The 25,363-nt window shown below is 51.6% G+C and carries 25 protein-coding genes; 3 read left to right on the top strand and 22 right to left on the bottom strand.

Going from position 1 to position 25,363, the window contains the following annotated elements; translation table 11 throughout:
• Positions 1 to 146: 146 nt before the first annotated feature.
• The 19 genes from CFI03_RS00680 to CFI03_RS00585 form a co-directional block, all read right to left on the bottom strand.
• Entirely contained in the window at positions 147 to 527 is a 381-nt protein-coding gene (locus CFI03_RS00680) for an ATPase (RefSeq protein WP_116393732.1), read from the bottom strand.
• Between the two features lie 99 nt (positions 528 to 626).
• Positions 627 to 2,063, bottom strand: coding sequence for a PH domain-containing protein (locus tag CFI03_RS00675; protein WP_162862747.1), 1,437 nt, complete (start codon positions 2,061 to 2,063; stop codon positions 627 to 629).
• Positions 2,056 to 2,535 (bottom strand): PH domain-containing protein, encoded by a 480-nt coding sequence (locus tag CFI03_RS00670; RefSeq protein ID WP_116393730.1) that lies wholly within the window; start codon positions 2,533 to 2,535, stop codon positions 2,056 to 2,058. Before CFI03_RS00670 ends, CFI03_RS00675 begins: the two co-directional genes overlap by 8 nt.
• Positions 2,536 to 2,563: 28 nt before the next feature.
• On the bottom strand, positions 2,564 to 3,790 hold the full coding sequence (locus CFI03_RS00665; protein WP_116393729.1) for a M24 family metallopeptidase: 1,227 nt from the start codon (positions 3,788 to 3,790) through the stop codon (positions 2,564 to 2,566).
• A gap of 136 nt (positions 3,791 to 3,926) precedes the next feature.
• The gene (locus tag CFI03_RS00660; RefSeq protein ID WP_116393728.1) at positions 3,927 to 4,412 is read right to left on the bottom strand and encodes a hypothetical protein; all 486 of its coding nucleotides are present in this window, start codon (positions 4,410 to 4,412) and stop codon (positions 3,927 to 3,929) included.
• A 20-nt stretch (positions 4,413 to 4,432) separates the two neighbouring features.
• The gene (locus CFI03_RS00655) at positions 4,433 to 4,858 is read right to left on the bottom strand and encodes a hypothetical protein (RefSeq protein ID WP_116393727.1); all 426 of its coding nucleotides are present in this window, start codon (positions 4,856 to 4,858) and stop codon (positions 4,433 to 4,435) included.
• Positions 4,855 to 5,001 (bottom strand): hypothetical protein, encoded by a 147-nt coding sequence (locus CFI03_RS00650; RefSeq protein WP_162862746.1) that lies wholly within the window; start codon positions 4,999 to 5,001, stop codon positions 4,855 to 4,857. The genes CFI03_RS00655 and CFI03_RS00650 overlap by 4 nt, the downstream gene beginning before the upstream one ends.
• A gap of 12 nt (positions 5,002 to 5,013) precedes the next feature.
• The gene (locus CFI03_RS00645) at positions 5,014 to 5,175 is read right to left on the bottom strand and encodes a hypothetical protein (RefSeq protein ID WP_015842707.1); all 162 of its coding nucleotides are present in this window, start codon (positions 5,173 to 5,175) and stop codon (positions 5,014 to 5,016) included.
• Between the two features lie 55 nt (positions 5,176 to 5,230).
• A complete protein-coding gene (locus CFI03_RS00640; RefSeq protein WP_116393726.1) occupies positions 5,231 to 6,097 on the bottom strand; it encodes a hypothetical protein in 867 nt (288 codons plus the stop codon).
• 19 nt (positions 6,098 to 6,116) lie between these two features.
• Complete coding sequence (locus CFI03_RS00635; RefSeq protein ID WP_116393725.1) at positions 6,117 to 7,052, bottom strand: type II secretion system F family protein; 936 nt, start codon at positions 7,050 to 7,052, stop codon at positions 6,117 to 6,119.
• Entirely contained in the window at positions 7,049 to 8,416 is a 1,368-nt protein-coding gene (locus tag CFI03_RS00630; RefSeq protein WP_116393724.1) for an ATPase, T2SS/T4P/T4SS family, read from the bottom strand. The genes CFI03_RS00635 and CFI03_RS00630 overlap by 4 nt, the downstream gene beginning before the upstream one ends.
• Positions 8,413 to 9,261, bottom strand: a complete 849-nt coding sequence (locus tag CFI03_RS00625) for a CpaE/TadZ family protein (RefSeq protein ID WP_116393723.1) — start codon at positions 9,259 to 9,261, stop codon at positions 8,413 to 8,415. The genes CFI03_RS00630 and CFI03_RS00625 overlap by 4 nt, the downstream gene beginning before the upstream one ends.
• Complete coding sequence (locus CFI03_RS00620; RefSeq protein WP_116393722.1) at positions 9,258 to 9,971, bottom strand: CpaB family protein; 714 nt, start codon at positions 9,969 to 9,971, stop codon at positions 9,258 to 9,260. Before CFI03_RS00620 ends, CFI03_RS00625 begins: the two co-directional genes overlap by 4 nt.
• A 252-nt stretch (positions 9,972 to 10,223) precedes the next feature.
• Positions 10,224 to 10,574: a type II toxin-antitoxin system PemK/MazF family toxin gene (locus tag CFI03_RS00615; protein WP_015842701.1), complete on the bottom strand. Its 351-nt coding sequence runs from the start codon at positions 10,572 to 10,574 to the stop codon at positions 10,224 to 10,226.
• Positions 10,575 to 10,577: 3 nt separating this feature from the next.
• A complete protein-coding gene (locus tag CFI03_RS00610; RefSeq protein ID WP_041613299.1) occupies positions 10,578 to 10,859 on the bottom strand; it encodes a CopG family ribbon-helix-helix protein in 282 nt (93 codons plus the stop codon).
• Between the two features lie 216 nt (positions 10,860 to 11,075).
• Entirely contained in the window at positions 11,076 to 12,260 is a 1,185-nt protein-coding gene (alr, locus tag CFI03_RS00605) for an alanine racemase (RefSeq protein ID WP_116393721.1), read from the bottom strand.
• Between the two features lie 166 nt (positions 12,261 to 12,426).
• Complete coding sequence (locus tag CFI03_RS00600) at positions 12,427 to 13,656, bottom strand: LolA family protein (protein WP_116393720.1); 1,230 nt, start codon at positions 13,654 to 13,656, stop codon at positions 12,427 to 12,429.
• Between the two features lie 167 nt (positions 13,657 to 13,823).
• Positions 13,824 to 16,268, bottom strand: a complete 2,445-nt coding sequence (locus CFI03_RS31240; protein WP_116393719.1) for an asparaginase domain-containing protein — start codon at positions 16,266 to 16,268, stop codon at positions 13,824 to 13,826.
• A 34-nt stretch (positions 16,269 to 16,302) separates the two neighbouring features.
• On the bottom strand, positions 16,303 to 17,670 hold the full coding sequence (locus CFI03_RS00585; protein ID WP_116393718.1) for an asparaginase: 1,368 nt from the start codon (positions 17,668 to 17,670) through the stop codon (positions 16,303 to 16,305).
• A 376-nt stretch (positions 17,671 to 18,046) separates the two neighbouring features.
• Between CFI03_RS00585 and CFI03_RS00580 the strand changes: the two genes are divergently transcribed.
• Positions 18,047 to 18,805 carry a YqaA family protein gene (locus tag CFI03_RS00580; RefSeq protein WP_116393717.1) on the top strand — a complete coding sequence of 253 codons (759 nt, stop codon included), beginning with the start codon at positions 18,047 to 18,049 and terminating at the stop codon, positions 18,803 to 18,805.
• A gap of 119 nt (positions 18,806 to 18,924) precedes the next feature.
• On the opposite strand, the gene pyk is transcribed toward CFI03_RS00580, so the two are convergent.
• The gene (gene pyk, locus CFI03_RS00575; protein ID WP_116393746.1) at positions 18,925 to 20,346 is read right to left on the bottom strand and encodes a pyruvate kinase; all 1,422 of its coding nucleotides are present in this window, start codon (positions 20,344 to 20,346) and stop codon (positions 18,925 to 18,927) included.
• Between the two features lie 149 nt (positions 20,347 to 20,495).
• Between pyk and CFI03_RS00570 the strand changes: the two genes are divergently transcribed.
• Positions 20,496 to 21,275 carry a helix-turn-helix domain-containing protein gene (locus CFI03_RS00570; protein ID WP_116393716.1) on the top strand — a complete coding sequence of 260 codons (780 nt, stop codon included), beginning with the start codon at positions 20,496 to 20,498 and terminating at the stop codon, positions 21,273 to 21,275.
• A 123-nt stretch (positions 21,276 to 21,398) separates the two neighbouring features.
• Positions 21,399 to 22,037, top strand: coding sequence for a hypothetical protein (locus CFI03_RS00565; RefSeq protein WP_162862745.1), 639 nt, complete (start codon positions 21,399 to 21,401; stop codon positions 22,035 to 22,037).
• Positions 22,038 to 22,093: 56 nt separating this feature from the next.
• On the opposite strand, the gene CFI03_RS00560 is transcribed toward CFI03_RS00565, so the two are convergent.
• Together CFI03_RS00560 and CFI03_RS00555 are read right to left on the bottom strand one after the other, a co-directional pair.
• Entirely contained in the window at positions 22,094 to 24,577 is a 2,484-nt protein-coding gene (locus tag CFI03_RS00560) for a bifunctional diguanylate cyclase/phosphodiesterase (RefSeq protein WP_248756128.1), read from the bottom strand.
• A gap of 245 nt (positions 24,578 to 24,822) precedes the next feature.
• Positions 24,823 to 25,302, bottom strand: coding sequence for a hypothetical protein (locus tag CFI03_RS00555; protein ID WP_162862744.1), 480 nt, complete (start codon positions 25,300 to 25,302; stop codon positions 24,823 to 24,825).
• Positions 25,303 to 25,363 lie beyond the last annotated feature (61 nt).

The following is a 25,363-nucleotide window of genomic DNA, read 5'->3' as shown; positions in this document are numbered from 1 at the left end:
CTTCGTCCTCCCTTTCAAGCCTTCTACTCATTCCTCCTATTATAGCTTATAATCGCCATTTCACAAAGTAGTCCAGGCAGGCAAAATGAAACGGAGCCTCTCCCGTTAAGGGATAAGCTCCGCTTGGATGATTGCGATGATTGCCGTTATATCCACGCCTTCAGATTAACCTGGCGAATAAAGTCTTCCGTTGTCTGGCTCTCGCCGCCCGTATTGTCCTTCTCCTCGGGCTTTTCTTCGCCTTTTACAATCCGGTTGAAAAGCTCTTCGTTATACGTGGCCAGCGCGTAATCAATCAACGCCTCCCGCTCGATCCGGTCAACCTCTTCCTGCAGCAGCACTTCCTCCAGTTCAATATCCTCGTCCGGAACAAGGAAATTGCGGTTAGCCGCAGGCACTCTTACCACATAATCGAACACATTGTCCGGATTGCGGTCGTAAGCGATTATATAACCATACTCCCCAAGAGGGAGATTTTGCTCGAATTGGTCAGCGATAATAACAACTTTTGCCCCTAAACTCAGCATTGTGTTCACTCCTGTCTATCAGCCGCTGTCTATCTCTATTATCCTACTAAAAAATAATAGCGGTGTCCAATTACGAAGAGGACAGAGAACTGCCCTTTCTTATTTTTCTGATTGATGCCGGCTGTACCAGCGCCATACCCTCTCGACATCCTCCCGCTCGAGACAGTAGACGCGGTAAGCCTGAAGGCTGCCTAGCACATGCGCCGAGATCGTCAGAAGCCGTCTTTTCTGCTGTCCTCTCGTCCGCCTTGTAGCCATGGAGACAATTTGAGGCCTGCGCATGTAATAGGTCATTCTCGTCAGACTCCTCTTGCGGAGGGTTAACTGTCCGTCCTCCAAGTTCATGCCCGCCGCCGAAAGGCAGCTCCAACTCCAGGCTGCGGCAAGGGGAAGCAGAATAAGAGACCATAGCCCATGGGTATGGAAAAAGTAGATGAAGACGGCGCATAGGAGAATCATAACAAGCTGCCCTTTCCAAACGTAGTCGAAAAAAGCCCGCTTCGGGGCAGCCGCCTTAATCTCTGCGGCAGTAAACTGCGGCACAAAGCAGGTCAAAATGGATTGAAGAGACGCTCTGGGAATAAACGGATGCAGCATCAAACGCTCCGTTTTATCCGAAGAGATGACCTGCAATTGAATTTGGGCAAATCCGATCCATTGATGAAGAAGCCCTTCCGCCACGATAACCGCCTGCACCTTGCGGGCATCAAAGTGATGCACTTTTTTCTCGAGGAGGCCGTAGGAGATCGAGATTTGATCATCCTGTTTGTTTGCGGTAAACCCGGCAAACTTGATGACGTACAAAACAAGGGATAGCAGCCATGCAACGGCAAGCCCGCATACCGCGATAACCGCGATAACGGTATAGCTTGGATCTGCGCTGGTTGATTCCTTGTATAACGTGGAATAAAGGTTGGGTGCTAGCTCGTTAATGAAATCATCCGCCAGGGAAATGATCCCCGCGATAAAAGCAACAACCAGACCGAAATTAAGGGAGGTCGCGGCAGCAAGCAGCAGCTGACCCGTGGTTAACCGGTAGTTAGGGAGAACCGGAAGCTGCCGTGCGGCAGACTCCGCAGGCTGGACATGAGGCGCAAGCAGAAGCTTCTGCAGCTGTCTTGCATCCTTCTCGGTGAGAGCCGCGAGAATTCCGTCAGCCTTCTTGTTGCCGCCGGGCGTTTCGATCTTGACCTGCGTGACGCCAAATAACCGCTGCAGAATGGGCTGCTCGAGGTTAACCGAATGAATCCGGCCGAAGTAGATTGTTTTCTCGTCTCTGAACAGGATCCCTTTGCGGATGACGATCCGGTCATCCTCCACGGTAAAGGAACATTTGCGCCAGCCGAATAAACCGAGAAACATAAGCAAAGTTACGGCAGCCAGAATGCCTAGATAAACATACCCGTTTACTCCCGACCAGTTCACGCCTTGCAGCAAGGTAATGATGATAAGCGGCAGCAGCCCTTTCACCGTGTTAAACAGCGGAAACAGAATATAAATCGGATGCAGCCTGCGCGGCTTGTTTCGCTTAATCATCCTGATCATCTACTTTCGCAAGCTGGCCGATCCGCCTCTTCAGAAAATGCGCTTCGCTTTGCTTGAGGCCGCTGATCCGGTGCGTGGTTGCCGCGGTTACAACCGCCACGCTGGCAAGCTCGTATTTGCGCATGAGAGGTCCGCTCTCCAGCTCCACATGCTGGACGCGCACCATCGGAACAAGGACATTGCGAATGACGATAAGCCCGGATTTGATCTCCAACTCCTCGTCAAACAACTCGTATTGAAAACGCCGGTATTTGACCTCGGGGAAAAACCATACAAACAGCACCGCAGACAAACTTACCGCCGCCAGCCCGATAAGGCCGGGAATGTAAGTCCAATGCTTCCAGGCCGCAAACGTTAAATAGGCAATAACAATCACGTAAAGCACAAGATGAGTAATAAGCGAGCTTATTCGGTACACGGTGATGTAATCCCGGTGAAGCCTTTTCGATAATAAACGGTCCATTCCAGCAAAGCCCCCTTGGCAAACCTGTTTATGGCAGTTTGATTAATCCTTCTCTGGTAAATGTCAAAGCCCGAGGGCGGCCGTCCGTAATCAAATAGCTGTTCTCTATGCCGACTACACCATCACCTGGAAACGTAAATTTCGGTTCAACGGCGATCACCATTCCCGCTTCCAGCGGAATATCAAAGCCTTTGGCTAGAACCGGCCATTCGTCGATCTCAAGTCCGATTCCATGCCCAAGGAACTTGGCCTGGTCAGCGCCATAGCCCATAAAATGCGGGGAGAGCCCCGCGTCTTCCGCCTGTTCGAGAGCTCTCGCATAGAGAGCCGAGCAGATCGCCCCCTGCATCATTCCGTTCTCCGCTTCACGGATAATGGCTTCGGATACATTATAGGCATGAGCCAGCTTTTCCGGCAGTTCTCCTATAACAGCCGTACGGGTCTGGTCAATCACGTAACCGTCGATACAGCAGCCGATATCCATCAGAATAGGCTCATTCCGTTCAATCGATTTGCGGCTGACGCTTTGCGGCGATGTCGCGCCAAGACCAAGCCCGCCGGCAGGACCATCGAAATACGTAGGAACAGCCGCGGCTGATCCGGCGATAAACATACCCGTCGCAATTTCCTGGTTATACCCCCGCATCCTCATGAGGCCGATATGCCCTCTTATACGCAGCTCGTATTCAACGCGTGCCATCCATTCCAATTCCGTTACGCCAGGCTTCAGGAAATTAAGCGCCTCGTTCAGCGCCTCGTCAACAACGGCAGCAGCCGATTCGATCCGGCTAATCTCAAGCGTCGATTTGATCATCCGTTGTCTTCTAATGATGGCCGAACCGTCAACAATCGGCCCCGCACCGGCGGCCTGCAGCAATCCGGAAAGCTTCAGATAGGTTTGGGCGGGGAGCACATCCATTTCTGCCGCTACAGCAGCCGGCTTCCCCGTACCGGCTTTAAATACTTGAGGATATTCCCGCGCCAGCGTCTCGCCAAACAAACGGAAGGCCCCAAGCTCCTTAACGGAAATGCCGCTCTCGAGCTTAGCCCGCTCAAGGCTCCTTTTCACAAAGAAAACCGGTTCTCCATGAGACGGAATAAAGGCATATCCGTTCTGCATTGAGCCGGTGTAATAATAAAGATCTAGGTTTTGGGTCAGAAGAAACCCGTCCATCGCCGAGGCGCGCATCGCTTCCTGCAGCTTGGTTATTCTTTCCCGCACAACTTCCTCGGAAACGTCTTTTTTAATCTCCATTCGAAGCCAACTCCTAACTTCCATATTCCCCCTTTATTAGATCAATTTTATGATGGATCGTCAACAGGAAGCGTATGGAATCGCTTCGTTCTGGCCCCCTTAAAAGAATTTATCATTCAAACCGGCCTTGTAATGGCTACCTCACCGTCAGCTCCGATACGCCTTTAATATCCCATTCGATCGGGCCGAGGATCGTAAACGCGCGCGGGTAAACGACATGGATAATAAGGACGACGCCAGGCCTTTGGAGAGTGGCCTCGTAATCGTATTGATCGTTCCTGTATGTATAAGGGAAGCTGCGATCATTATTTATGACTTCGAATACAAGCACATTCACCCGCTCCCGGACAGGGGAATTCGGCTGCGGACTCCCCTGCGCATCAAGCTGCAGGTTCGCCTGAAGGTAAGCAGCCGCGGCCGCTTCCGCCGCTTCCGGATCAATCCGCAGAACCCCCTCGCCCATTGATTCGGGATCCAGCTGCTGCGAGGCTGCATGGGCAGCGCGGTTAAGCGCATGCTTCCCCTGATAGAGCAGCTTCATCGCCATTTCCTCATCCGTTTGCAAAAAGTGTACCGATACCCATACCGTCATCATTAAAACGATCAACATCAGCTTATACATGGCATCTCCTTGACCACGCCTTACGGCATGTACTCGCTCATCTTCATTCCAAACGTCCGCATGCGGCTGCCTACCGCGATAGGCTCCAGTCCAATCAACCGGTCGATCTCGAATAGGTTCTCATACGGATAGCTCATCTTCAGCCTGATCCCGGTGCCCCTTGGAAGCGGAGAGGCCGGATCAGTCGCGGCCAGTCCGTTATCCGCCGTCACTTCAAATTCGACAAGCTCCGGCTTGAGCCCAAAAGCGGTAAGCCGCTCCCTCGACTGCTCCATCATAACGGCATCGATATAACCATAGCTTCCGCTGGCGCCAACCTCCAGCAAATAATCGGTCTCCTGCTGCAAGACCGCTTGCCTTGCAATCAGCACATGCTTATAGATAGGAGAGAACATCATCCAGCACACCATAGCGGCAAACAACACGAATACCAATATATTTCTCATGGGCTCATCTGCCGGATATAGGCGCCGATAGCGGCTCCGGAACGTTCCACCTGCCGTTTCGTGCCGCCTTCGCCCCCGGTAATTCCCGTATAGAGCAAAATGACGGTTACCAGAAGCAGCATCGCTATTAGCAGAGCTCTCATCGCTGATCCCCCTTAGTTCGATCCCGTTGATAACATGGAGCCGATCTTTGTGTTAGCCGAGCTGCCTTGTGTCTGAATCTGCTTGCTTGTTCCCGTTGTATCGTTGGCAATAATGTTGTTGAACAGGATGATGACGACAACAAGCAGCATAACGGTCATCAAAATATTGCGCATCTTGATTCACCTCCTTCATAGCATCTTTTCGCCTGAGCATTTGACGGTGGAGCGTTCATCCCAAAGATTCAAACAGCTTCCGCCCCTCCTGCACCCAGGGGTAAATAAAAATCTGAAAGGTGTACAGAATCGGGATCCCCGCAATGATAAAAAGAAAGTAAGAAGTGGATTCCTTCCGGCTTTCTTTGGCAAGCTCCAGCTTCTCCTTGTAATCCTGAATGCGCTCGCGTAGAAGCCTGTAATATTCCGGGCTCTCGTGAAGCCGCAGCGAATCAATCGTCTCGACAAAGCTCATGCCGTCATCCGTGCCGATCCGGTGCTTGAACCGGCGAAGCGCCTGCTCCGCATCGTGATACCATTCGGCAAGCAGCCGTTCGAGGTCCCCGCGCAGCGTCCGGGTATACGGGATGCAACGGGTCAGCTTGGTATGGATATGAAGGGCCGATTCGGACAGGTACAGCAGCTGGTTGCTCATTAAATAAACTTCCTTCGTAATCCTTTGCGCGCGAAGTCTTCGGAAAGATCGCAACCAAGGCAAATCCCAATACAAGAGCGCGACCCCCGCAAGCACAAACGTGTAGCACAGCCATGCTCCCCGTTCGATAGACAAGCCGCCGTAAAGAATAGCAATTGCGGGAAGCAGAAAAAGCAAGATTCTTCTTGCAGCCGAGTACCAAGCCGCGTCCGCGGTAACTCCGCAGCCTGCGAGAAGTGTAGCCCGTTCAATGAAAGCTTCACTCTCCCGCGATAAACGGAGCAGATGGAGCCACTTGTCCGGCATTTCATCCGTCCGCCAGTTCAAAGCGTCCAGATGGAACCATCTCGGCTTCCTTCGGGGCATGGATTGGAGAACCATATAAACGCCCAGGAAGCCAAACAAAAACTCCCCGGCAGCAATAAGCAGGCGGATAAACGACTCCAAAGGCCAGCAAACCTCCCTTCTACATCTTTTTGCGCGACAGCCACAGTCCCATCAGGAAAGAAGCGAAGATAAGAACAATGGCGTTAAGAAGCATGTCCCTTCCCTGCGGGTCGATCAGGTAGTAGTAATAGGAGTTCTCCCGGTTGTAGCGGACATTGATGCCGATATAAAATGCGAGAAACAGGACCGGCGTAAAGTTGGCAATCCGGATCTCCAGCAATTTATTTCGCTCCTGCTCGTTCGCCCGCCGCGCCTTGCGCATATCTCCCAGCAGCTCCTTCAGGCTTTCCGCAATAGGCGAGCCCTCGGCTAAGGCTACCCGCATAATATTGACGAAGTAGTCACCCCACACATGGCCAAGCGCAGCCGAAAAAATGCGCAGGCTGGCCTCGTCGTCACCGCGAACCGACAGATTCCGGTACAGCTGTTCGAACACCGACTGCATGGGGCCAAGCAACCTCCTCTCTTCCACCGTGCGCTGCAAAGCCGTTCGAACCTGCCGGCCGCCCGTTACCAAATAGCATTGATAGAACAGCTCGATAGCCGGCAAAAAATCCATCTGCAGCTGCATCTGTCTCTGCACAAGCATGGCCCGCAGGATCGTATAGGGCAGACAGCCGACAACAAGACCGAATAGCAGCGTCCCCTTGATGCTCTGAAAAAAGAAACCGCCAACGGCAACCCCGGCAAGCAGGAGAAGTAAGGACCCGATGACAAGACCGGATGGCTTCAGCTTAAGCTGCAGCGTCTCAAGCAGTTCCGACAAGTGGCGGTATACCCGTTCGAATCTTTTCAGCTTTTCGGTCAGCCGATAGCCAAGACGGTTCCTCGCCTGATACGTCAGTCTGTCCCTCCGCTCCTGGCGTTCCGTCCAGACAAGCAGCAAGCTGGACAAAGAAATAAACCATAAGCTGAAGAGAAGGAGAGCCGCCGCGGCGATAGACAGCTTAATCAAGTCTGCCAGCCCCTCTCGGAAAGGCGCGCCTTTGCTTTAGGCGAGGGCTTCTCGGGATATACCCACTGCCCGCTTGGTTCATCAAATCGGGCCCAATCCCGAACTATCACCTCGTTATTCGCCCAGCTCAGCTCACCGATTCGTGCAATAACCCGCCTGCCGCCCAAATAACGCATCTCAATTCCCACTTGGGTAACGTATTCCGCAATCCTCTTCGTCAAACGCTCCGGATTCATGCCGCGTCCGTCCAGCATGCACATATCGGTGATCGCTTCCGGCACATCCTCCAGCGTATTGGCATGCACCGTGGTCATACTGCCGGAGTGCCCTCTCGTACATGCCCTTACATAAATATTGGCATCCATATCGCGGATCTCGGCATGCACGATGCGCTGCGGGGATTGGCGGAGGGCCAGCTTGAACGCCTGTTCGGCCCGGTGCTGCGGATCATCCTCGTCCGCTTCGTATTCAACCGTATTTTTCATGGGAAAATCCCTCCCGAGCATCATCTCGAACCTTCCTTCGATCGTGACGATTCGTTCTTCATCCGGAAGTTCCGCGATCAGAGCCTTCATCAGATGCGTCTTGCCCGAGTTGGTCGGGCCGATTATGACCAGATTAAACCGCGCTTCAAGCACATCCAGCAGCATATTTCTCATAGCCGTGCTCAACGTATGGTACGGAGCGGAGCATAAAGCTTCCAGACTGAAGCTGCGCACCGTAAAAAAACGAATCGTAAGCGTTGGCTTCGACGTAAACCCAAAGCCGGTCATCGTGACGCGCGAGCCGTCCCTCAGCATAACTTCCGCCCACCGCTTGCGCGGATTGATGCGGTCATTGTTGTACAGCACCAGGTTCTGCTGAATCCGCTCCACGTCCCGCTCATGATCGAAGCAATAGGAAGACAGCATCGTGTGACCGTCCCTTACTTCATAAATCTGCGAGCCGACAACTTGAATCTCTTCTAGACCGTCCCTCCTGGCCAGTACAAGCTCAAGCACGTTAAGTCCGATTACCTCCGCGAACAAGGCTTCGGCAAGCGTCGCATAGGGATGTTTGTAGCCGTCCAATTGATGGATGCGAAGACGGATCAGCCTATCGGCTATAATCGCCAGCACCTGTTCCCTTTCCGGCGCAAAGCCAAGCACGGCCCTGTTCAAGGTCTCGCTGTACTGCCGGCGTTCTTCCTCCGTCAGCCCTCTCGGTGCTGCCAGATAGGACCTGATCTCCTCGGCCAGCCTTCCAAAATCCGCTCCTCGTCCTGCCGTTTCCCCTCTGTCCAAAGGATCCGTGACCACGGATTGATCCAGCCTCAGCCGCGCAGAATAATCCGACGGTGAAAACTTGCTTGTCCCCGAATTCAAGAGCCTACACCGTTGCGATGGGCTAGCAGCTTGCGGTACCAAGGCTGTACGGCAAGCGTTGGCGTTACCCTGCGTATATGATGACGGTCCATCAACTGTTCCGCGCTCTCCTGCATGGCTAGCTTGCCTGCAGGATCCTCCTTCAGCCACTGCCCGTAATGACCGCTGTCCAGCTGCGCATAGAATTGATGACCAAACCGTAATTCTCCAAGTTTCGATGTGCCCATTTCTTTGCAAATATCCTTCATGCGATATCCTCCTGTGCTCCATGGGGAGTAAATGACAACCGTATGGTATTGTTCCGTTGATAGCCCAAACAGCGGCGATACTTGCGAAATCCAGCGTTTTCCGTCTTCCTGAAAGTGGGATAAAGCATCGGTAGTGACGAGAATGCGCGTATCCGCCTCACGCAGAGCGCATATCGTAGCCGCGTTATCCCAATAAGCTCCTACGTCAATAATAACCATGGAGAACGTCTGTCCGGCGATCTCCAGCAAATGCTCCATCTCCTCCGGCGAATAAAACTCCGCCTGGTCCCTCAGCATATTGCCGAACAACACATGCAGATTCGGCATTCCTCTGACCGGCTGCACCGCGCGCTGCAGCTTATCCGGCGTTAAGGATCCGGACTTCAGCTCCGGCCTCAGCTTGTCCAGCGTCACGGCCGGCTCGGCGATGCCCAAATACCGGTGAAGCTTTGCGCTTTTTAGATGAAGACATAAATAACCAATCTGCCTGCCGCTTGCTTCCGCCATTCGAAACGCTGCGGCAAAGGCGGCCGAGGTCGTGCCAATATTCGGCGTAGTCCCGACAAAGGTAATCAAAGGCGACGTTATCGCATTCACGTATGCTCCTCCTCCAGGCTCAGGGATTCCGGACTGTAGGCGATAACCAGCTTATGAAGACCGTCCTTGCAATAACCGTCGATCTGAAGCCACTGCGATTCCGTCAGATTCAAATTAATGTATTCGATCATCCCGTTCGCATCGCGCCGGGAGGCATACATCCGTTCCTTATCCCCTTCCGCCAGCGACAGCAGATTCGGATCCTTCATATTGTCAATTTCCACGTTGCTTGAGGATTTCACCGACGCAACCGTCACAAGCGAATCAAATATCCGCCTGGAGGGCTCATTCTCGCCTGATAAATAGACGGTTACCTTATCGCCGGCGCGAATGCCGTTGGAGATGGAGCGAACGTAATCGCGCGGAATTTGAAAGGTCGACTCCATCCCCGTAGGCAGCAGATGGTACTTATCGATTTTCCAGCCCAGAATCGGCTCGTTTGTCCCTAGCGGAATAACGGTCTCCATGCCTACCGCCAGCTTGGCGTCAACAAGCATTTCCTGCTCGTAGCCTTCGCGAGGAATGCGTTTGTATGCGACATCTGCTTCCGTTAACCGCCTGCCTGCTTCCACAAACTGCTTGGCTACAACAACTTCCACCGTTTCCTCGCGGGTAACCTGCAGCTTCTGCAGCTGGAACAGGCCATACACCAGAACCCCGGACAGCATGGCGGCAAGCAGCCCAATGCCTGCATTTCTCCTTCTGTTCATCGACTCTCCCCTCTCTAATCCACGGCGAAAAAAAAGAACGCAGCAGTAGCCTTAATAAGGCTGATCTGCTAGCGTTCTTCGCTAAGCCGTGCACGTATATGTAATTTAACAACCAATTGACCATATAATAGCAAAATTATTAAATAGTTGTCTATAGATTTTTTTCAAAATTTCCAAAAATTCGCCATTATGCGACGAATCACGCAAAAAAAACAAGGACAGCACATGGCTATCCTTGTTCAATCCCTGCGTTTAAAAATCGATTAATCCAACGCTGATCAGCAGAGCATCGTCCACTTTACGCATCGTTTCATCGTCCAGGTGGGTGATCTTGTCGGTTAAACGCTGCTTGTCGATCGTCCTAATCTGCTCAAGCAGCACGACGGAGTCTCTGTCGAAGCCGTGAGCCGCCGCTTCCATTTCAACGTGCGTAGGCAATTTGGCTTTCTGGATTTGCGCCGTAATGGCCGCGACGATAACCGTCGGACTGAAGCGGTTGCCGATATCATTCTGAATGACTAATACGGGTCTTACTCCGCCCTGTTCCGATCCGACGACTGGTGACAAATCCGCAAAAAACACATCTCCGCGTTTTACGATCAACCTCTACACCCCGCTTACGAGACGGCCTAACGTATGATCGGCTTCTTCCTCCGCTTGAAAAGCTTCGGAGGCCATGTTCAAGTTGATCTTCGCCATTTCCAGATACCCACGCTGCATGGACTCACGGATCTGCCGTTTTTTTCGTTCCACAAGATACAGCTTCATGGCCTGCCGAATAAACTCGCTGCGGTTGGAATTTTCCTTGGCGACGATGCCGTCGACCTCCTCCAGCAATTGATCCGGCAAGCTGATCATGATCCTCTTGGTGTTCTGCATATTGGCCACCGAACTAGCACCCCCAAAACTTTTCCAAAACCATTAATATTCATTATTGCATTAATTCGCTGTCACTATACTTTATCATAGCTATGTTATGCGTATATCAAATATGCTGCATGATTTTACTGCATCTCCGAGCATATCCAAATTTGATTTAACTAATTCGCGATCGACAACGGAAATCCTCTATTTTCGCGAAAAGTTGCGATTAGAAAATAATTCCTAACCTAAAACGAGCGGATTCGATAACGCTGTCACCTGTCCGTCTCTTACATAGACGCGGGGCACGCGGGCTGCCAGCATGCAGGTTACTTCGTAGTTGATCGTTCCAAGCTGCACCGCTAGCTCATCCGCCGATATTTCTTCCTCGCCTTGCCGCCCGATCAGCACAACTTCTTCGCCCGGCTCTACGGCTGTAACCGCTGACGCGGGATCCAAAGCAATCATGCATTGATCCATGCAGATCGTTCCCCGAACAGGCACTTTCACTCCCCGTACAAGCACATGGGCTTTGCCGGTCAGCATCCGGCTGAAGCCGTCGGCATAACCGATTGGCAGCGTGCCAATGCATTCTTCCTGCTTCGTCACGTACCGGGTACCGTAACTGATTCCCCAGCCGGGAGGCGCCTTCTTCACCATGACAACTTCCGACTTGAGCGAAAGCACGGGTTCAAGCTTGATCCGCTCGCGGCTTACTTCATCCGAAGGATACAGACCGTACATGCTGATCCCAAGACGAACCATGTCGCCGCCGTATTCCGGCGTATCAATGCCCGCTGCGCTGTTGGCCGCATGGAGGATACGAATCGGGAGCTGATTGCTGCGCACGTACTCCGCAACAGCATGAAAACGCTCATATTGCTGGCGGGTATAGCTTTTGTCCGTCTCGTCCGCTTTTGCGTAGTGAGTGAACAAGCCCTCTACCTCAAGCTGCGGAACATCAAGCGCTTTGCGGATAAAAGCGATCGCTTCATCCTTGCCGATAATCCCAAGACGTCCCATTCCGGAATCAATCTTAATATGAGCTTTAAGCTTCTTGCCATCGGCATGAGCCGGAAGAGCCGCCGCCGCCTCCAAAATATCCTCGCGGAAAAGCGCGATGGTGATATCTTTGTCGCGCGCGATAGCGAGCGCATCCGCCGGAACGAATCCAAGCACGAGAATCGGGGTAGCAATACCGGCATGCCGAAGCTGCAACGCTTCATCCAGAAAGGCTACGCCCAAATAATCAACGCCGAACCGCTCTGCTTCGCGGGCAATTTCCACCGCGCCATGCCCGTAAGCGTTCGCTTTGACCGAAGCCATCAGCAATCGCCCTTCAGGCATAGCGCTGCGGAACGCATGCAGGTTACGGTTCAGCGCATCAAGCGAAATTTCTACCCTCGTCGGGCGGTAATACGATTCCAAGTCGGTTCACCTTCTCCTCATTCGGCAGCCCCGAGCAATCCCGAGCAACTGTAAACATCAATAGGATTAATGTTATACGTTGTCGCTTGGGCTGTCAATGAAATGGCGGCCTTAATCGGATAGCACGTCTTGGAAAAAAATTTCCTCAGCTCCGCTTTTGAAGTGTTTATTTAGTCGAATCCACTTGAACGGATTGGGCAATTCGGATCATTTCCGTCTCAGGAAGCGTGCTGCTTGTCAAACGAAGCTCGGTGCCGTCCACGATCCATGTGAGCGTCTTCTGATCGTCTCCGCCGGTCAATTCGCCTATCGTAAACCCGAGATCAAGGAATGTGCCGCCCGAGTACGTAGCCGCCATGTCTTTAGGCTGAGTCTGGATCAGCGAGAAGTCGTAAGTACCCGTATAGCGGGATACAACGCCAGGCAAGCCGCCAAATACGATATCCATGCTATCCTTCATGACGACGCCTTCCGGAAGATTTGTCGGCACCATAATTTGGAGATCGGTTGCCGCATCCGCCTGCGGATTAGCTGCCGTGTCGTCGGCATCCTCTTCGTCTTCCGCCGCCGCGTTTTTGTCGTCATCTTTTGTTGCTTTATCATCCGTTTTGCCATCAGCCTTGCTATCGTCTTTCGAATCCGTGGATTTATCCGGCGTTACGGCATCCTTGCTGTCTTCGGAAGTACCGTTTGCGCTGCCGTTCGTATCCGTTTGATCCGGATCCGCGATTGTCGGCTGATCGCTTGTGCCGCCGCTCGAAGGCGAAGACTTCATGTTAGCTTCCGTCTCAAACGTTGTTTTATCAAAGTTTGGACCAAATTCGAAGCTCGTAAAGTCTACCTGTACCATCACGGATGCATTCGCATCGCTGACTTGAACCTGAACCGGCTTGTAATCCGATTTGTTCAGCCAAATTTTTTGTCTGGCGAGCGTGCCGTTATTATAGTTAGCCATGACATCAAAGACGTAGGATTTATCGTCAACCGCGAACTGGCGCGAGTTGTCTGTCAGTATGCTTTGAATCAGCGTTTGATAGAGATATACCTGCCCTTGATTTTGCGGCCAGTCGCTTTGGAAGCGGAACACTTTGTTCAGACGCGGCGTAAGAACAAACACGCCGTCATCGTTGCGCAGAACAATTTGTGTAATATCCTTCTCTGCATTCGTCAATTTAATGCGGTAATAATGGGGCTTCTGGTAAGAAACTTCAACGTTGTATGTCAGTTCCTGCTGACCCGTATGAAGCTTCATTGTGCCTGTCCCTTGGTAGCTCTCCATGTTGCTGACAACCTTGTCGAGCTCCTTGACCACGGACTCGGCGTCCTTCTTCCCGCATGCGCTAAGTACGAGTGAAAACACTAACAAGATTGCCGCTGCCCATGTCATGCGACGCATTACAATCATCCCCTCTTCACAATGTTTTTCCCACTGGTAACATGTCTATGAGGGGACTTGGCCGATTATGCGGACTAGTTTGACAAGCTGGAGCTTGTATGAAAAATAATTCGAAAAAGCTGCCCCGCAAGGCCGATTGAACCCTGCAGAGCAGCTTTTACCGCATATTATTTCGTATCCAGCAGCTTCACGATAACCGTAATGGCTTCCGCTCTGGTCGCCGTTCCGGCAGGAACAAAACGATTGTTCAGGCGGCCTTGGACAATGCCTTTGTCCGCCACGGCTTTCACCGCGCCTCTTGCCCATGCCGGGATATCGGCATTGTCGGAGAACCCCGTCTCGGCATCTTCCGCCGTTGTCAGCTTGAGAGCCTTCGCGATCATCACGACCATCTCGGCGCGGCTGATCTTGCTGCCCGGCTTAAACGTTCCGTCCGGATAACCGCTTGTAATTCCGGCTCTGACCGCTTGCGCAACGGCAGCTTTCGCCCATGCGCCGATTGAAGCATTGTCCTTGAACGTCAAACTCGCTCCCGGCTCAGCAGGTTTAAGCGCGCGCATCAGCATCGCTATAAACTCCTCGCGGGTTACGGTAAGCTCCGGCTTAAAGGTGCCGTCGCTGTAGCCATTCACGATACCGGCCGCTAGCGCGCTCCGGATCGAAGCTGCCGCCCAATGTCCGGCAATGTCGGTGAATTCCGGTACGGCGGGTCCCGCATCTACCGCGAATACGGCAAACTTGGTGAAATGGTCGGTTGCTACGGAAATCGTGCTGCCGTTAACCGTTCCGCCCATCTCGATCCATTGCTTCTTCGCTTCATCATAATAGAAGACTGACGGCTTTTTGCCTTCCTTGACCAGCGAGGCGTCAAATTTGAAGGTCAACGTGACAGGGACAAGGAAGTTGCCTGCTTTATTTTTGACCACTTCGAATATGGAAGACAACAGCACATCGTCCGCATCGATAAGGCCGCCGGCTTGTGTCAGCTTTTGAATGGAGATGATAAGCTGCTCCTTGGACGCGCCGCTTGGAACCTTCACCGTAAGGCTGTTGTCAAAGACGCTCAATTCGCCGGATCCGCCAGCCGGAACGGTAAGCTCGTTGCTGCTTGGAGGAGTAACTTTCCCACCGCCGCCGGAGCCGTTTGAGCCCGTCTTGAATGTACCGGCCAGGCCCGCGCTCTCATTTCCTTTATCGTCAAAAGCTTTCACCGTAAAGGTATAAGACGTATTGGAAGAAAGGCCTTTTGCGGTATACGTTCTGACGGAGGAAGCAACCTTCGCGATCGGCTCCTCTTCCGAACCTTTATAGATCGCGTAACCAGCCACACGGGTAGTATCGGTTGCCTGAGGCCAGCCGATAGCAATGCTGTCCGTCGTTTGAGCATCCGAGGTAAGCGCCGCATTTGCCGGCCATGCCGGCGGAGCCGCATCATCCATCACGATATCCTGTGCCCCTACCGTCTCGAACCAATCTTTTATCGTATTGAAATCGTTTGAAAAGGCCAGCGACAGAAGAAGCATCATGCGCGCATGCTGCGGGTTCAGGTTATCCCCGGCAATAATGCCGTTGCCGCTGCCAGTCATTGTGCCCGAGCCTGTCCGGGTTGTCGTAACAAAGATAACGCCCTTCTGAATCGCCGCGCTGCGCGCTTGGCTCATTTTCGAGGAAATGCCTCCCGCTCCCGTTCCGGCAGTAACAATCCCTTTAGCCCCGTCTTCGACCAGGGCTCGAATCGCTCCGCCACCCGCTTCCTGGTAGCTGTAGGCAATCTCGACCAGCGGCAAATCATCCTTCGAGATCGTCCGCAGATCAAACGGGGTCGACCATTCCGGCGTTCCCGCTTTCAAAGCCCGGGCATTCAGCCGGTACATCCGAACGGCTGGATCATCGACATAACCAAGCGCCCCAAACATCGGAGTATCAAAAGTATCCAGGCGATGAGCATTCGACTTGGTTACTTCGCGCGCTGCCTGAATGACGTCGTTCAGCATAATAACCGTGCCGTACCATTTGGTCTTATTGCTGGCTGCCACCTTAATCGCCTGATAAAGGTTTGCCGGGCCATCGGTTCCGATAACATCCCATGGCCGCATTGCTCCGGTCACTACAACCGGCTTTTCGCTGCGCACCGTTAAATCAAGGAAATAAGCGATCTCCTCCATCGTATCCGTGCCCGTAGTAACTACAACGCCGTCGTAAACCTCAAGTGCTTGGTCGACGGCCAGGGACAGATCGTAGAGATCCTTCATCGAATAGCCTCCCGAGCCTTTATTGCCGAATTGGAAAGTAGATACGTCGGCATTTTTATGCTTTGGAAGCTGCGCGACCATATCCGCCATTTTGTAGGTGCCAGCCGCATAGTTCTGGAAGTTCGTTTTATCGCCTTGCGATGCCGCGCCGGCAATTGTGCCGCCGGTTGCAACGACCATAATATTAGGAAGCGGCGATGCTTGCGATTCCGCCGATAAGGCGGGTATATCAAAAGCAGGAAGCTGCGGAACCACTTCTTCCGCCGCGCGCGCATACCCCATAAATCCGGAGAGCAGCGCTAGGATCAGTAGAGGAGAAAGAAATCTCCGCAGCATACGATTATTGGTGATGACAGTCATATCCGGTTACCCTCCCTTCGTGTAAGAATCCTGTTTAATGCGCGCCAACAGGCTCTTCTGTCGCAGGTGCGGATTCTGCAGGCTCCGTCGCTGCCGGCTCGGCGGATGGTTCAACCGAAGGAGCTTCCGATGCGGGCACCTCCACCACAGGCTCTTCCACGACCGGTTCTTCTTCGATCGACGTTTTCAAAACCGTATTCTCGTCTACCGAAATTTCAACATCTCCCGTACCAAACGATTGGAACCAGGAATGGATGGTCGGCAGGTCGCTTGTGAACGCCAACGAAAGCAGAAGCAGCATGCGGGCATGCGCCGCATTCAGGTTATCCCCGCCGATCGTTGAGCCCGTTCCGCTGTCGTACATCGTACCGGAGCCTGTCCGGGTTGTCGTCACAAATACTACGCCTTTTTGAATGGCTGCCGAACGAGCTTGACTCATCTTCGAAGAGATGCCGCCAGCGCCGGTTCCTGCCGTTACAATCCCTTTCGCGCCGTCTTCCACGAATCCGCGGATCGCGCTGCCGCCAGCTTCTTGATAGCTGTACGCGATTTCGACAATCGGAAGGCTGTCCTTGGAGATCGTTTTCAGATCAAACGGGGTTGCCCATTGTTCCGTGCCGGCTTTGATCGCTCTTGCAGGCGCGCGGTAAATCCGTACAGCCGGATCGTCTACATAGCCAAGCGCACCAAACATCGGGGCATCAAACGTATCCAGACGATGCGCGTTTGTCTTCGTTACTTCGCGCGCCGCGTAGATTACGTCATTAAGCATCAATACGGTGCCAAACCACTTTGTTTTATTGCTGCTTGCCACTTTGATCGCTTGGTACAAGTTAGCCGGAGCATCCGTTCCGATTACGTCCCATGGTCTCATCGCCCCCGTAACGACTACAGGCTTTTCGCTACGGACCGTCAGATCCAGGAAATATGCAATTTCCTCCATCGTGTCGGTACCCGTCGTGACCACTACGCTGTCGTAGTCCGCAAGAGCGGTATCAACCGCCAATGAGAGGTCATATAAATCTTTTATCGTATAGCTGCCTGAGCCTTTATTGCCGAATTGGAAAGTCGATACGTCCGCGGTTTTATGTACCGGCAGCTGCGACACCATATCCGCCATCGTATAGGTACCTGCCGCATAGTTCTGGAAGTTTGTTTTGTCGCGGTCTCTCGCCGCTCCCGCGATCGTGCCCCCGGTAGCGATAACAAGGACATTCGGTTTCTCCGAAGCCTCGAATTCAGCCGAGACAGGCGGAATGTTGAACGTTGGAAGCTGCACGGGTTCGGCAGCATTCGCCAAGTTCCTCGAAACCACGATCCCGACCGTTCCTGCCGCCAAGGAAAGCAGCACAAGCAGTACAACAAATCTCTTACCCAACACACCTCTTACAACGTTTGTCATGATTTGACTTCCTCCCTATTTTATCTATTTATGTCGAACATCTATAAGTCTATTTTATGTCACATATATTAACAAACACCATTACAAGGCAGTTAAGCGTTAACATCAGCATTTATCTAGTTTTTTCTTCATTTTTCCTGTTTACTTGAGAAATTTTAGTAGATTTTGTTGTCATAAAAACTTACATAATAATAACATAAGTTGAACAAAAGGGGATCGAGGAGCAATGGAGACGGAATAACGGAAGTAAAAGCCGTCCAAAAAAGGAAATTTACTTATATTTCTTTCGTGACCAGAAAAAAAGTGAAACCTAAGTCCTAAACTATCGTATAATTAACTACGGCTTTCCGTGCGTAGAGAGGTGTGTGCCATTTTCATGCTCCAAGACATTGTAGACTTCCTAATGAAATTTGGCCCCTGGGGTTTGTTCGTTCATTCTATGATTGATGCAATCATCTTTCCGATACCGGCTTTATTCCTCCAGGTTCCATTAAGCCTAGTAAATCCGCATGACGCGTTTATGCTGGCTACCGTAGGATATATCGGTTGTTTGATAGGCACCCCTATCGGCTATTTCATCGGCAAATTATTAGGCAATTCCATCCTGTACAAAATCCTTAAGAAGGAATGGGTCGAATCTGCCACCAACATGTTCCAGAAAAATGGAGACACCGCTGTACTGATCGGTTCTTTCACTCCTATTCCATTCAAAGTATTTACGATCTTATCAGGCGCGCTGAACTTTCCGTTATGGCGCCTTATTATGTACGCGGCCGTAGGCAGAGCGGCAAAGTTTTATCTGGTAGGCGGACTTATTTACTTCTATGGCCAAGCGGCGGAAAAGATGGTTCATAACGCATCCTATTATCTGTTCGCTATCGCCGTCCCTTTGATTGTCTTGTTCCTGTTCTTCCGGAAAAGACATCGCAAGAAGAAAGCTGCCCAAGCGGCGGCCGCAGAAGCGGCTGCGTCTAGCGCAGAAGAAGAAACGGTTCAGGAGCATTCGGCTGCCGCATCAGCGTCAGCAGCGGAATCGGCAGAGCCTGCAGAGCAAACAAGCGAAGTTTCAAAGGAGACCCGCGAGACTGACAGCGAAACTCCCCTCCCTACAACAACTCCCGTAAGCAACGCCTAGGCGGACATACAACAAGCCCCTTCCCGGCCGGGAAGGGGCTTGTTTAGTAATTAAAACGCCCCTCGGAATCATCTGAAGCAGATGATCCAAGGGGCGTTCTTTGCCTATATATATTGCTATTATAGGCCGTATTGAGCAATCTTCACAAGATTGGTGGCGCCGGCTTTGCCTGTTGGCGTACCCGCCGTGATAACAACGTAGTCGCCTTTCTCCAGAAGGCCCGTGCTGCCGCCGTTTGTTAAAGCTGATTCAAAAATATCGTCCGTCGATTTAGGACGGCCGCCCTTAACCGGGATAACGCCCCACATAACAGCCAGGCGAGGCAGAACCTTCTCATCGGAAGCAACTGCAATGATTGGCGATTTCGGACGGTATTTCGATACCATGCGAGCCGTGAAACCACTCTCCGTTGGCGTCACGATCGCTTTTGCGTTCAGCTCGAGAGAGGAGCTTACGACCGCTTGGCTAATTACTTCCGTAATCGTAGTTGGCTGAGCGCCACGGCGCTGTTGGAACTCATCGAAGTAATCCATCATGGATTCCGCCTTCACCGCAATCGAAGCCATCATGCTGACCGATTCTACCGGATACTTGCCGGCAGCCGTCTCGCCCGAAAGCATAATCGCGTCCGTGCCTTGAAGGACGGCGTTCGCCACGTCGCTCACTTCCGCGCGGGATGGGCGTGGGTTAACCTGCATCGAATCCAGCATTTGCGTCGCAACGATAACGACTTTGCCTGCCGTGTTACATTTCGAGATCATTTCGCGCTGAATCATCGGCACGTCCCAAGCCGGCACTTCTACGCCAAGATCGCCGCGGGCAACCATGATGCCATCCGATGCTTCGATGATCGAATCCAGGTTATTGACGCCTTCTTCATTCTCGATCTTCGAGATGATCTGGATATGCCCTGCGCCTCCGTCATGAAGCAGCTCGCGAATTTGCAAAATGTCTTCCGCTCTTCTCACAAAGGAAGGAGCGATGATATCGATCTGCTGTTCGATGCCGAACTGGATATGGCGGATATCGCGTTCCGTTACGCCGGGAAGCGTAGTGCGAATACCCGGCAGGTTGACGCCTTTTCTCGCTTTAATGACGCCGCCGTTCAAAATAACGCACTCGATCTCCGTTCCGTTAACCGATGCAACTTCCAGTTCGATAAGGCCGTCGTCGAGCAAAATTTTATTGCCAGGGTTCACGACCAGCGGCAGCTCCGCATAGTTCACGTGAATCCGTTCGCCGTTACCGATAATCTCTTCCGTCGTCAGCGTCAGCTTCTCTCCTACCTTCAGCAGGTAGGAAGCCTCCTCCAGCTTGCCGATCCGCACTTCCGGACCTTTAATATCAAGCAAAATCGCAACAATGCTGTTCGTAGCCGCAGCAGCTTCGCGAATACGCGCAATACGTGCCGCATGATCCTCCAGCTCTCCGTGTGCCATATTCAAACGGGCAACGTTCATCCCCGCATTAATCATGTCAATTAATACTTCCGTCGATTCGCATGCCGGTCCCATGGTGCAAACAATTTTCGTCTTGCGCATAATGTCGCTGATTCCTCCTGGTTGTACAAGTCTGTATTTGTGGTAAACAAGAATAACCTTATTGTAGCTCGTTTCTTCCCAATCGACCATGAAATATAGTACTCTTATAGAAATATAGTACTCTAAATGATTGGAGGATGTAGGTCAACATGCTTACGCTGCAGCAGGTCAGACAAGACAGAGGGACTGATTGGTTCGACAACGGCACTCGCCCGGAGGGCGCATCCACGCTTGTATTGTCGAGTTACGGCAAGGTCGTATATTGGGTTGGCAACGAGAAAATTATTTTGGAAAAAGGCGATCTGTTATATATTCCGGCCTGTCAATCGTATTATGGCAAATGTGTGCCAACCGTGTTCCATGAGAAATACGTCATTGAATTCACCGCGGATACTCCGCCGCTCCCGCTTCTGCAGAACAATCATTGGGTGAAATCGAGAACCGGCGCGTACGAGCTGATCCTGGAACGGATCAAAACCATGCATAACGAGTGGACGGAGAAGCATTTGTATGCCGATGTGCTTGGCCTAGCCATCTTATACGAATGCCTGGCTCTCTGGAATAGAGAGCTTGATGAAGGGCCGGCCACATCCGCCGCTCATCAGCAGGTCGAACGGATGAAAAGCTATATCATGAACTACTATCAGCAGAAAATTACGAAGGAGGAGCTTGGCGAATATATCCGCAAAAGCCCGAACTACGCGGCTACGCTTTTCCGGCGGGTTACCGGACAAACCATCAGCGAATACGTCCATAAAGCGCGGGTGAAAAAAGCGATCTATCTGCTCGTGGATTCCACCCTTACGGTAGGTGAAATTTCCGAATCCGTGGGCTACCGCGACCTGTCTTACTTCCAGCGAATCTTCAAGCGCGAAACCGGCAAAACGCCAACCGCCTACATGAAGGACCGTCCAAAACCACCGTCCTAATCTTTAGCTGAACAATAAGAGCGGAAAAGAAACATCAGGTGCAACATCCCGGTTGGATTCCCGTTTAATAGGGTAAGAAAACAGGAAAGCTACAATAAAATACGCTGAAACGGAGTGAGGCTTATGTGGCGTCTATTAAGTATTTTGGCCGTCATGCTCGTGCTTGGCGGATGTTTCGGTCTTGGAGGGAATGATAATTCGCCAACACCAACTCCAACTCCAACTCCAACACCAACACCAACTTCAACTCCGTCTCCGACACCGGCACCATCTGCCGAAGAAACGGCAAAAGCTATTATGAATGCCCTAAAGCAGCAGGACACAGAGAAGCTGTCCAGCTATATCCATCCCGAGAAAGGGCTGTTGTTCTCTCCCTACGGTCATATCGAGAAAGATGCCGCTTTAACCTTTAAAGCAGGCCAGCTGCCCGCATGGGATGATTCAAAGCTGTATAAATGGGGAAGCTACGACGGTTCCGGCGAACCGATCAGCCTTACTTTCAAAGACTATTTCGAAAAATTCGTCTACGATAAAAACTTCGCGGAAGCCGAAAAAGTCGGTCATAACGAAATATTCGGCCAAGGCAATACGCTGGTCAATATCGAGGAAGTTTACCCGGGAAGCACCTATTACGACTATTACTTCAGCGGATTTGATCCGGAGCTTAGCGGCATGGATTGGGAAAGCCTGATCCTTGTCCTCGAGCAGCATAACGGCGCCTGGTACGTTTGCGCCATCGTTCATTCCCAATGGACCATTTAGTGCATAAAGGGCGCTTCCCTCGTCATTATGACGGGGAGCGCCCTTTCTTTTGCACCTTATTCTTCCGGACATTTGTTAGAACGGAACAATTCAACGAAGCGTTCCGGCGCAACCGGCGGACTGAACAAATAACCCTGCAGAAGGTCGCAATTATGCTCCTTTATAATCTGCAGCTCTTCCGCCGTCTCCACGCCTTCCGTCACAACCTTCATATTGAGGTTATGGGCAATAACAATAATCGATCGGAAGATCATCTGTTTGCGGATATCCGTCACAATCCCACGGATAAACGATTTATCCAGCTTCAAATAATGAATCGGTATGTTCTGCAGATAGCTTAAGGAGGAATAACCCGTACCGAAATCGTCAAGAGACAGCTTTAACCCAAGCCCCTGCAGCTCATGCAAAATTCGCAGCGTATGCTCCGGATTTTCCATAAAGATCGATTCCGTCAGCTCCAGCTCGATCTGCTCCGGCCGAACACCCGCTTCCTCAATAATCGATTTGATGCTGGACACAATGTCTTTCTGCTGGAACTGAAGCATGGACATATTTACGCTCACAAGCACCGAATCCAGCCCCATCCGCTCCCACTGCTTCACCTGCCGGCAGGCTGACCGAAGCACCCATTCCCCGAGCAAAATAATAAAGCCCGTCTTCTCGGCAATCGGAATAAATTCGAAGGGGGACACCATCCCAAACTCCGGATGCTTCCAGCGCAGCAGCGCTTCAACCCCATAAATACGTCCCGTCCGAATCTCCAGCTTCGGCTGATAATGAAGCATGAATTGATTGGACTCCAGCGCTTCGAACATACTGTTCTCCAAAATAAGCTCTTTGGTCGGAACATCGTTCATCATGGGAGAATACAGCTTGTACGTATTGCGCTGCTTCTTCGCTACATACAAGGCAATATCGGATTCCTTCACCAGACGGTCGCCAGTCTCAGGCGTCCATTCCTGATGAACGCTCATCCCGATGCTCGCCGTCAGATAGAAGAGCCGTCCCTTCATCTTGATGGGCTCTGCAATCACGCTCAAAATCCGCGCCGCAACTGCCGTTGCTTGTCCCAGATAGCTGATGTCGTCCAAGAGCACGACAAACTCGTCGCCACCAAACCGGTATACCCGGCCGGACTGACCCATCACTTGAACGATCCGGTTGCCAACCTGCTTCAGGAGCATATCCCCCATCGTATAGTCCAGGGTCTCGTTAATAATCTTAAAACGGTCCAAATCGATGTACAGCAAAGCAAATTGACCGTTACTGCCCGTTTTTGTCTCCACATGCCGCGAATAGCCGTAACGGTTGGGGAACCCGGTGACCAGATCATGCGTCGCCTGATGCTGGATCAGATGCTCGGCTTCCTTGCGGAAATCAACCATCCGGTTAAAATGATTGGCCATCGTCTCGAACTCGTCGTTCGACCGGATATCAAGCTTCAGCTTCTCGTTGCCGATCGCAACGGCTGAAGTAACCTGAATGACCTTTTTTATATTTTCCAGAACAATTTTCTTAAGCATTAACCAAGCCAGCAAAGACATTAGTACAACCGTGGCGGCAGCTATCAGAATAGAGCTCCATAACGACGAATAATACTGCGTCAGCATATTGCCCTTTGGTATGACCATTTCAAAATGCCACGTAAAATCCTGAATCCGAATCGGAATCAGCATCCGGAACATTTGACCGCTCGCATGCCGGTCCGGCGTGTACTGGATGGTGGAGAAGCTCTTCTTATAGTCGTTAATAGAGCCCCCGCCCTCCCACATCTCATAAGGCTTCATAACAAGGTTCGGATAAGCGCCGTTAGCCAGATAATAGTTATTGGACGTAATGATGCTAGCATGGCCGCCCAGCGGACGGATGCTGCGGATCTTGTCCTGCACCGTCTGAAGCGAGATATCGCCGCCGACAATCCCGAGAAACTGTCCGTTCTCATCGAGAATCGGAAGAATAAAAGAAGTGACGACGATATCCTTGCCGTTCAGGTTGTAGGGGTAAGGATCAAACAAGGTGAATGTCTTCGATTGCTTGACGACCTGATAAAAGTCTCCATCCCCATTGAGCATGTTGTAATCTACGGTGGGGATTGCTTTTAAGCCGTCGCTGGTACGCACGATATAAGGAACGAACCTTCCGCTGTCGTCATCGTAGCCGCTCGCCAAACGATTCATCGCATCTTTCCGATCAAAGGCGTCCGGCTCCCACACCGTATAACAACCAATCAGATCCGGATTGTTGCGTACAACCGTTTCGAGCATATGTACGGCATAAGAACGGTTCTGCACGCCATCCGAGCGCATTTGAAGCAAAGCATCTCTTATGGTAGTAAGAGATGCTAAACTCGTATTAATAGAAGTAGTGAATTGGTCGATATATTGTATAGACTGCTTTTGCGCGAGCAGCTCGCCATTCTCCAGGCTGGTATGATAGAGCTTGGTGAGATAGAAAGAAACTAACAAAGAATAAGACGTCAGCATTAGAACTCCCAATGCAGTAATTAGTTTCTGTGCGATGCTGAGCCTTATTTTCCTCAAGATTCTATCCTCCTTCTCTGTCCATAGACCTACTCATGCGTATTTTCCAATTTATGATATGGTTCTAGTATACTTGACAAAATGTGATAAATTCAACGGAAAACTAGGAATTAATATGACAGAATAATCAATTCTTCGACATGATAATGTCGAATTTTGTAACTTTACTACATTTATGAAAATAAAAGAGACTGCTCGCTAACGGAGCAGCCTCTTTATTTCTGATTCTATAGTCCTGGCTTTGTTCAGCCTTGTTTGACATCCCGCTGCGGCTCTTGCTGAGCATCGCTCTTGTGGTGCATCCGGTGAAGCTTATGGAGCTCCTCGCGAAGCTGCTCCGCCGTTTTGCCTTCCGTTGCAATGCCGTTTTCCTTAGCCTTCTGACGCAGATGCTCCAGGATTTTCGCTTTATGCTCGGTCTTGAACGCTTCCCATTTCGCTTTATCCTTCTGCTTTGCCGCTTCCAGCTCCGTTCTGAGCTGCTCCGCAGTCTTGCCCTCCGTTTTAATGCCGAAATAATCAGCCATATAGCGGAGCTTCTCCATCCGATGTTCTTCCGAGTTTTTGCCGAATTTGCCGTCATGATGATGATGGCCATGCTTAGGACCATCCTCCATCCGGTTATCCTGAGCTGCTGGAGCCTTCTCCTCCGGCTGCGCCGCGTAGACTGGAGCCGATAGCAGCAGCATTGTCGCTGCGAATGCGCCGATGATTTGTCTTTTCATGCCTTGCCACACCTTCCTATCCAATTCGTGATGCCGGAGCTCGATGCCCCTCATGGATTAT

Source organism: Paenibacillus sp. ATY16, from assembly GCF_003399985.2.
Lineage (GTDB): Bacteria > Bacillota > Bacilli > Paenibacillales > Paenibacillaceae > Pristimantibacillus > Pristimantibacillus glycanilyticus.
Note: the sequence above shows the minus strand (reverse complement) of the source record. Positions and strands in the feature narration are given on the sequence as shown.

Coding starts and splice junctions, on each gene's coding strand:
- CFI03_RS31240 (WP_116393719.1), bottom strand. CDS start 16,268: ATGACTGTCATCACCAATAATCGTATGCTGCGGAGATTTCTTTCTCCT.
- CFI03_RS00580 (WP_116393717.1), top strand. CDS start 18,047: ATGCTCCAAGACATTGTAGACTTCCTAATGAAATTTGGCCCCTGGGGT.
- CFI03_RS00565 (WP_162862745.1), top strand. CDS start 21,399: ATGTGGCGTCTATTAAGTATTTTGGCCGTCATGCTCGTGCTTGGCGGA.
- CFI03_RS00675 (WP_162862747.1), bottom strand. CDS start 2,063: ATGATTAAGCGAAACAAGCCGCGCAGGCTGCATCCGATTTATATTCTG.
- CFI03_RS00585 (WP_116393718.1), bottom strand. CDS start 17,670: ATGACAAACGTTGTAAGAGGTGTGTTGGGTAAGAGATTTGTTGTACTG.
- CFI03_RS00620 (WP_116393722.1), bottom strand. CDS start 9,971: ATGAACAGAAGGAGAAATGCAGGCATTGGGCTGCTTGCCGCCATGCTG.
- CFI03_RS00555 (WP_162862744.1), bottom strand. CDS start 25,302: ATGAAAAGACAAATCATCGGCGCATTCGCAGCGACAATGCTGCTGCTA.
- CFI03_RS00655 (WP_116393727.1), bottom strand. CDS start 4,858: ATGAGAAATATATTGGTATTCGTGTTGTTTGCCGCTATGGTGTGCTGG.
- CFI03_RS00665 (WP_116393729.1), bottom strand. CDS start 3,790: ATGGAGATTAAAAAAGACGTTTCCGAGGAAGTTGTGCGGGAAAGAATA.
- CFI03_RS00660 (WP_116393728.1), bottom strand. CDS start 4,412: ATGTATAAGCTGATGTTGATCGTTTTAATGATGACGGTATGGGTATCG.
- pyk (WP_116393746.1), bottom strand. CDS start 20,346: ATGCGCAAGACGAAAATTGTTTGCACCATGGGACCGGCATGCGAATCG.
- CFI03_RS00650 (WP_162862746.1), bottom strand. CDS start 5,001: ATGAGAGCTCTGCTAATAGCGATGCTGCTTCTGGTAACCGTCATTTTG.
- CFI03_RS00670 (WP_116393730.1), bottom strand. CDS start 2,535: ATGGACCGTTTATTATCGAAAAGGCTTCACCGGGATTACATCACCGTG.
- CFI03_RS00645 (WP_015842707.1), bottom strand. CDS start 5,175: ATGCGCAATATTTTGATGACCGTTATGCTGCTTGTTGTCGTCATCATC.
- CFI03_RS00600 (WP_116393720.1), bottom strand. CDS start 13,656: ATGCGTCGCATGACATGGGCAGCGGCAATCTTGTTAGTGTTTTCACTC.
- CFI03_RS00570 (WP_116393716.1), top strand. CDS start 20,496: ATGCTTACGCTGCAGCAGGTCAGACAAGACAGAGGGACTGATTGGTTC.
- CFI03_RS00680 (WP_116393732.1), bottom strand. CDS start 527: ATGCTGAGTTTAGGGGCAAAAGTTGTTATTATCGCTGACCAATTCGAG.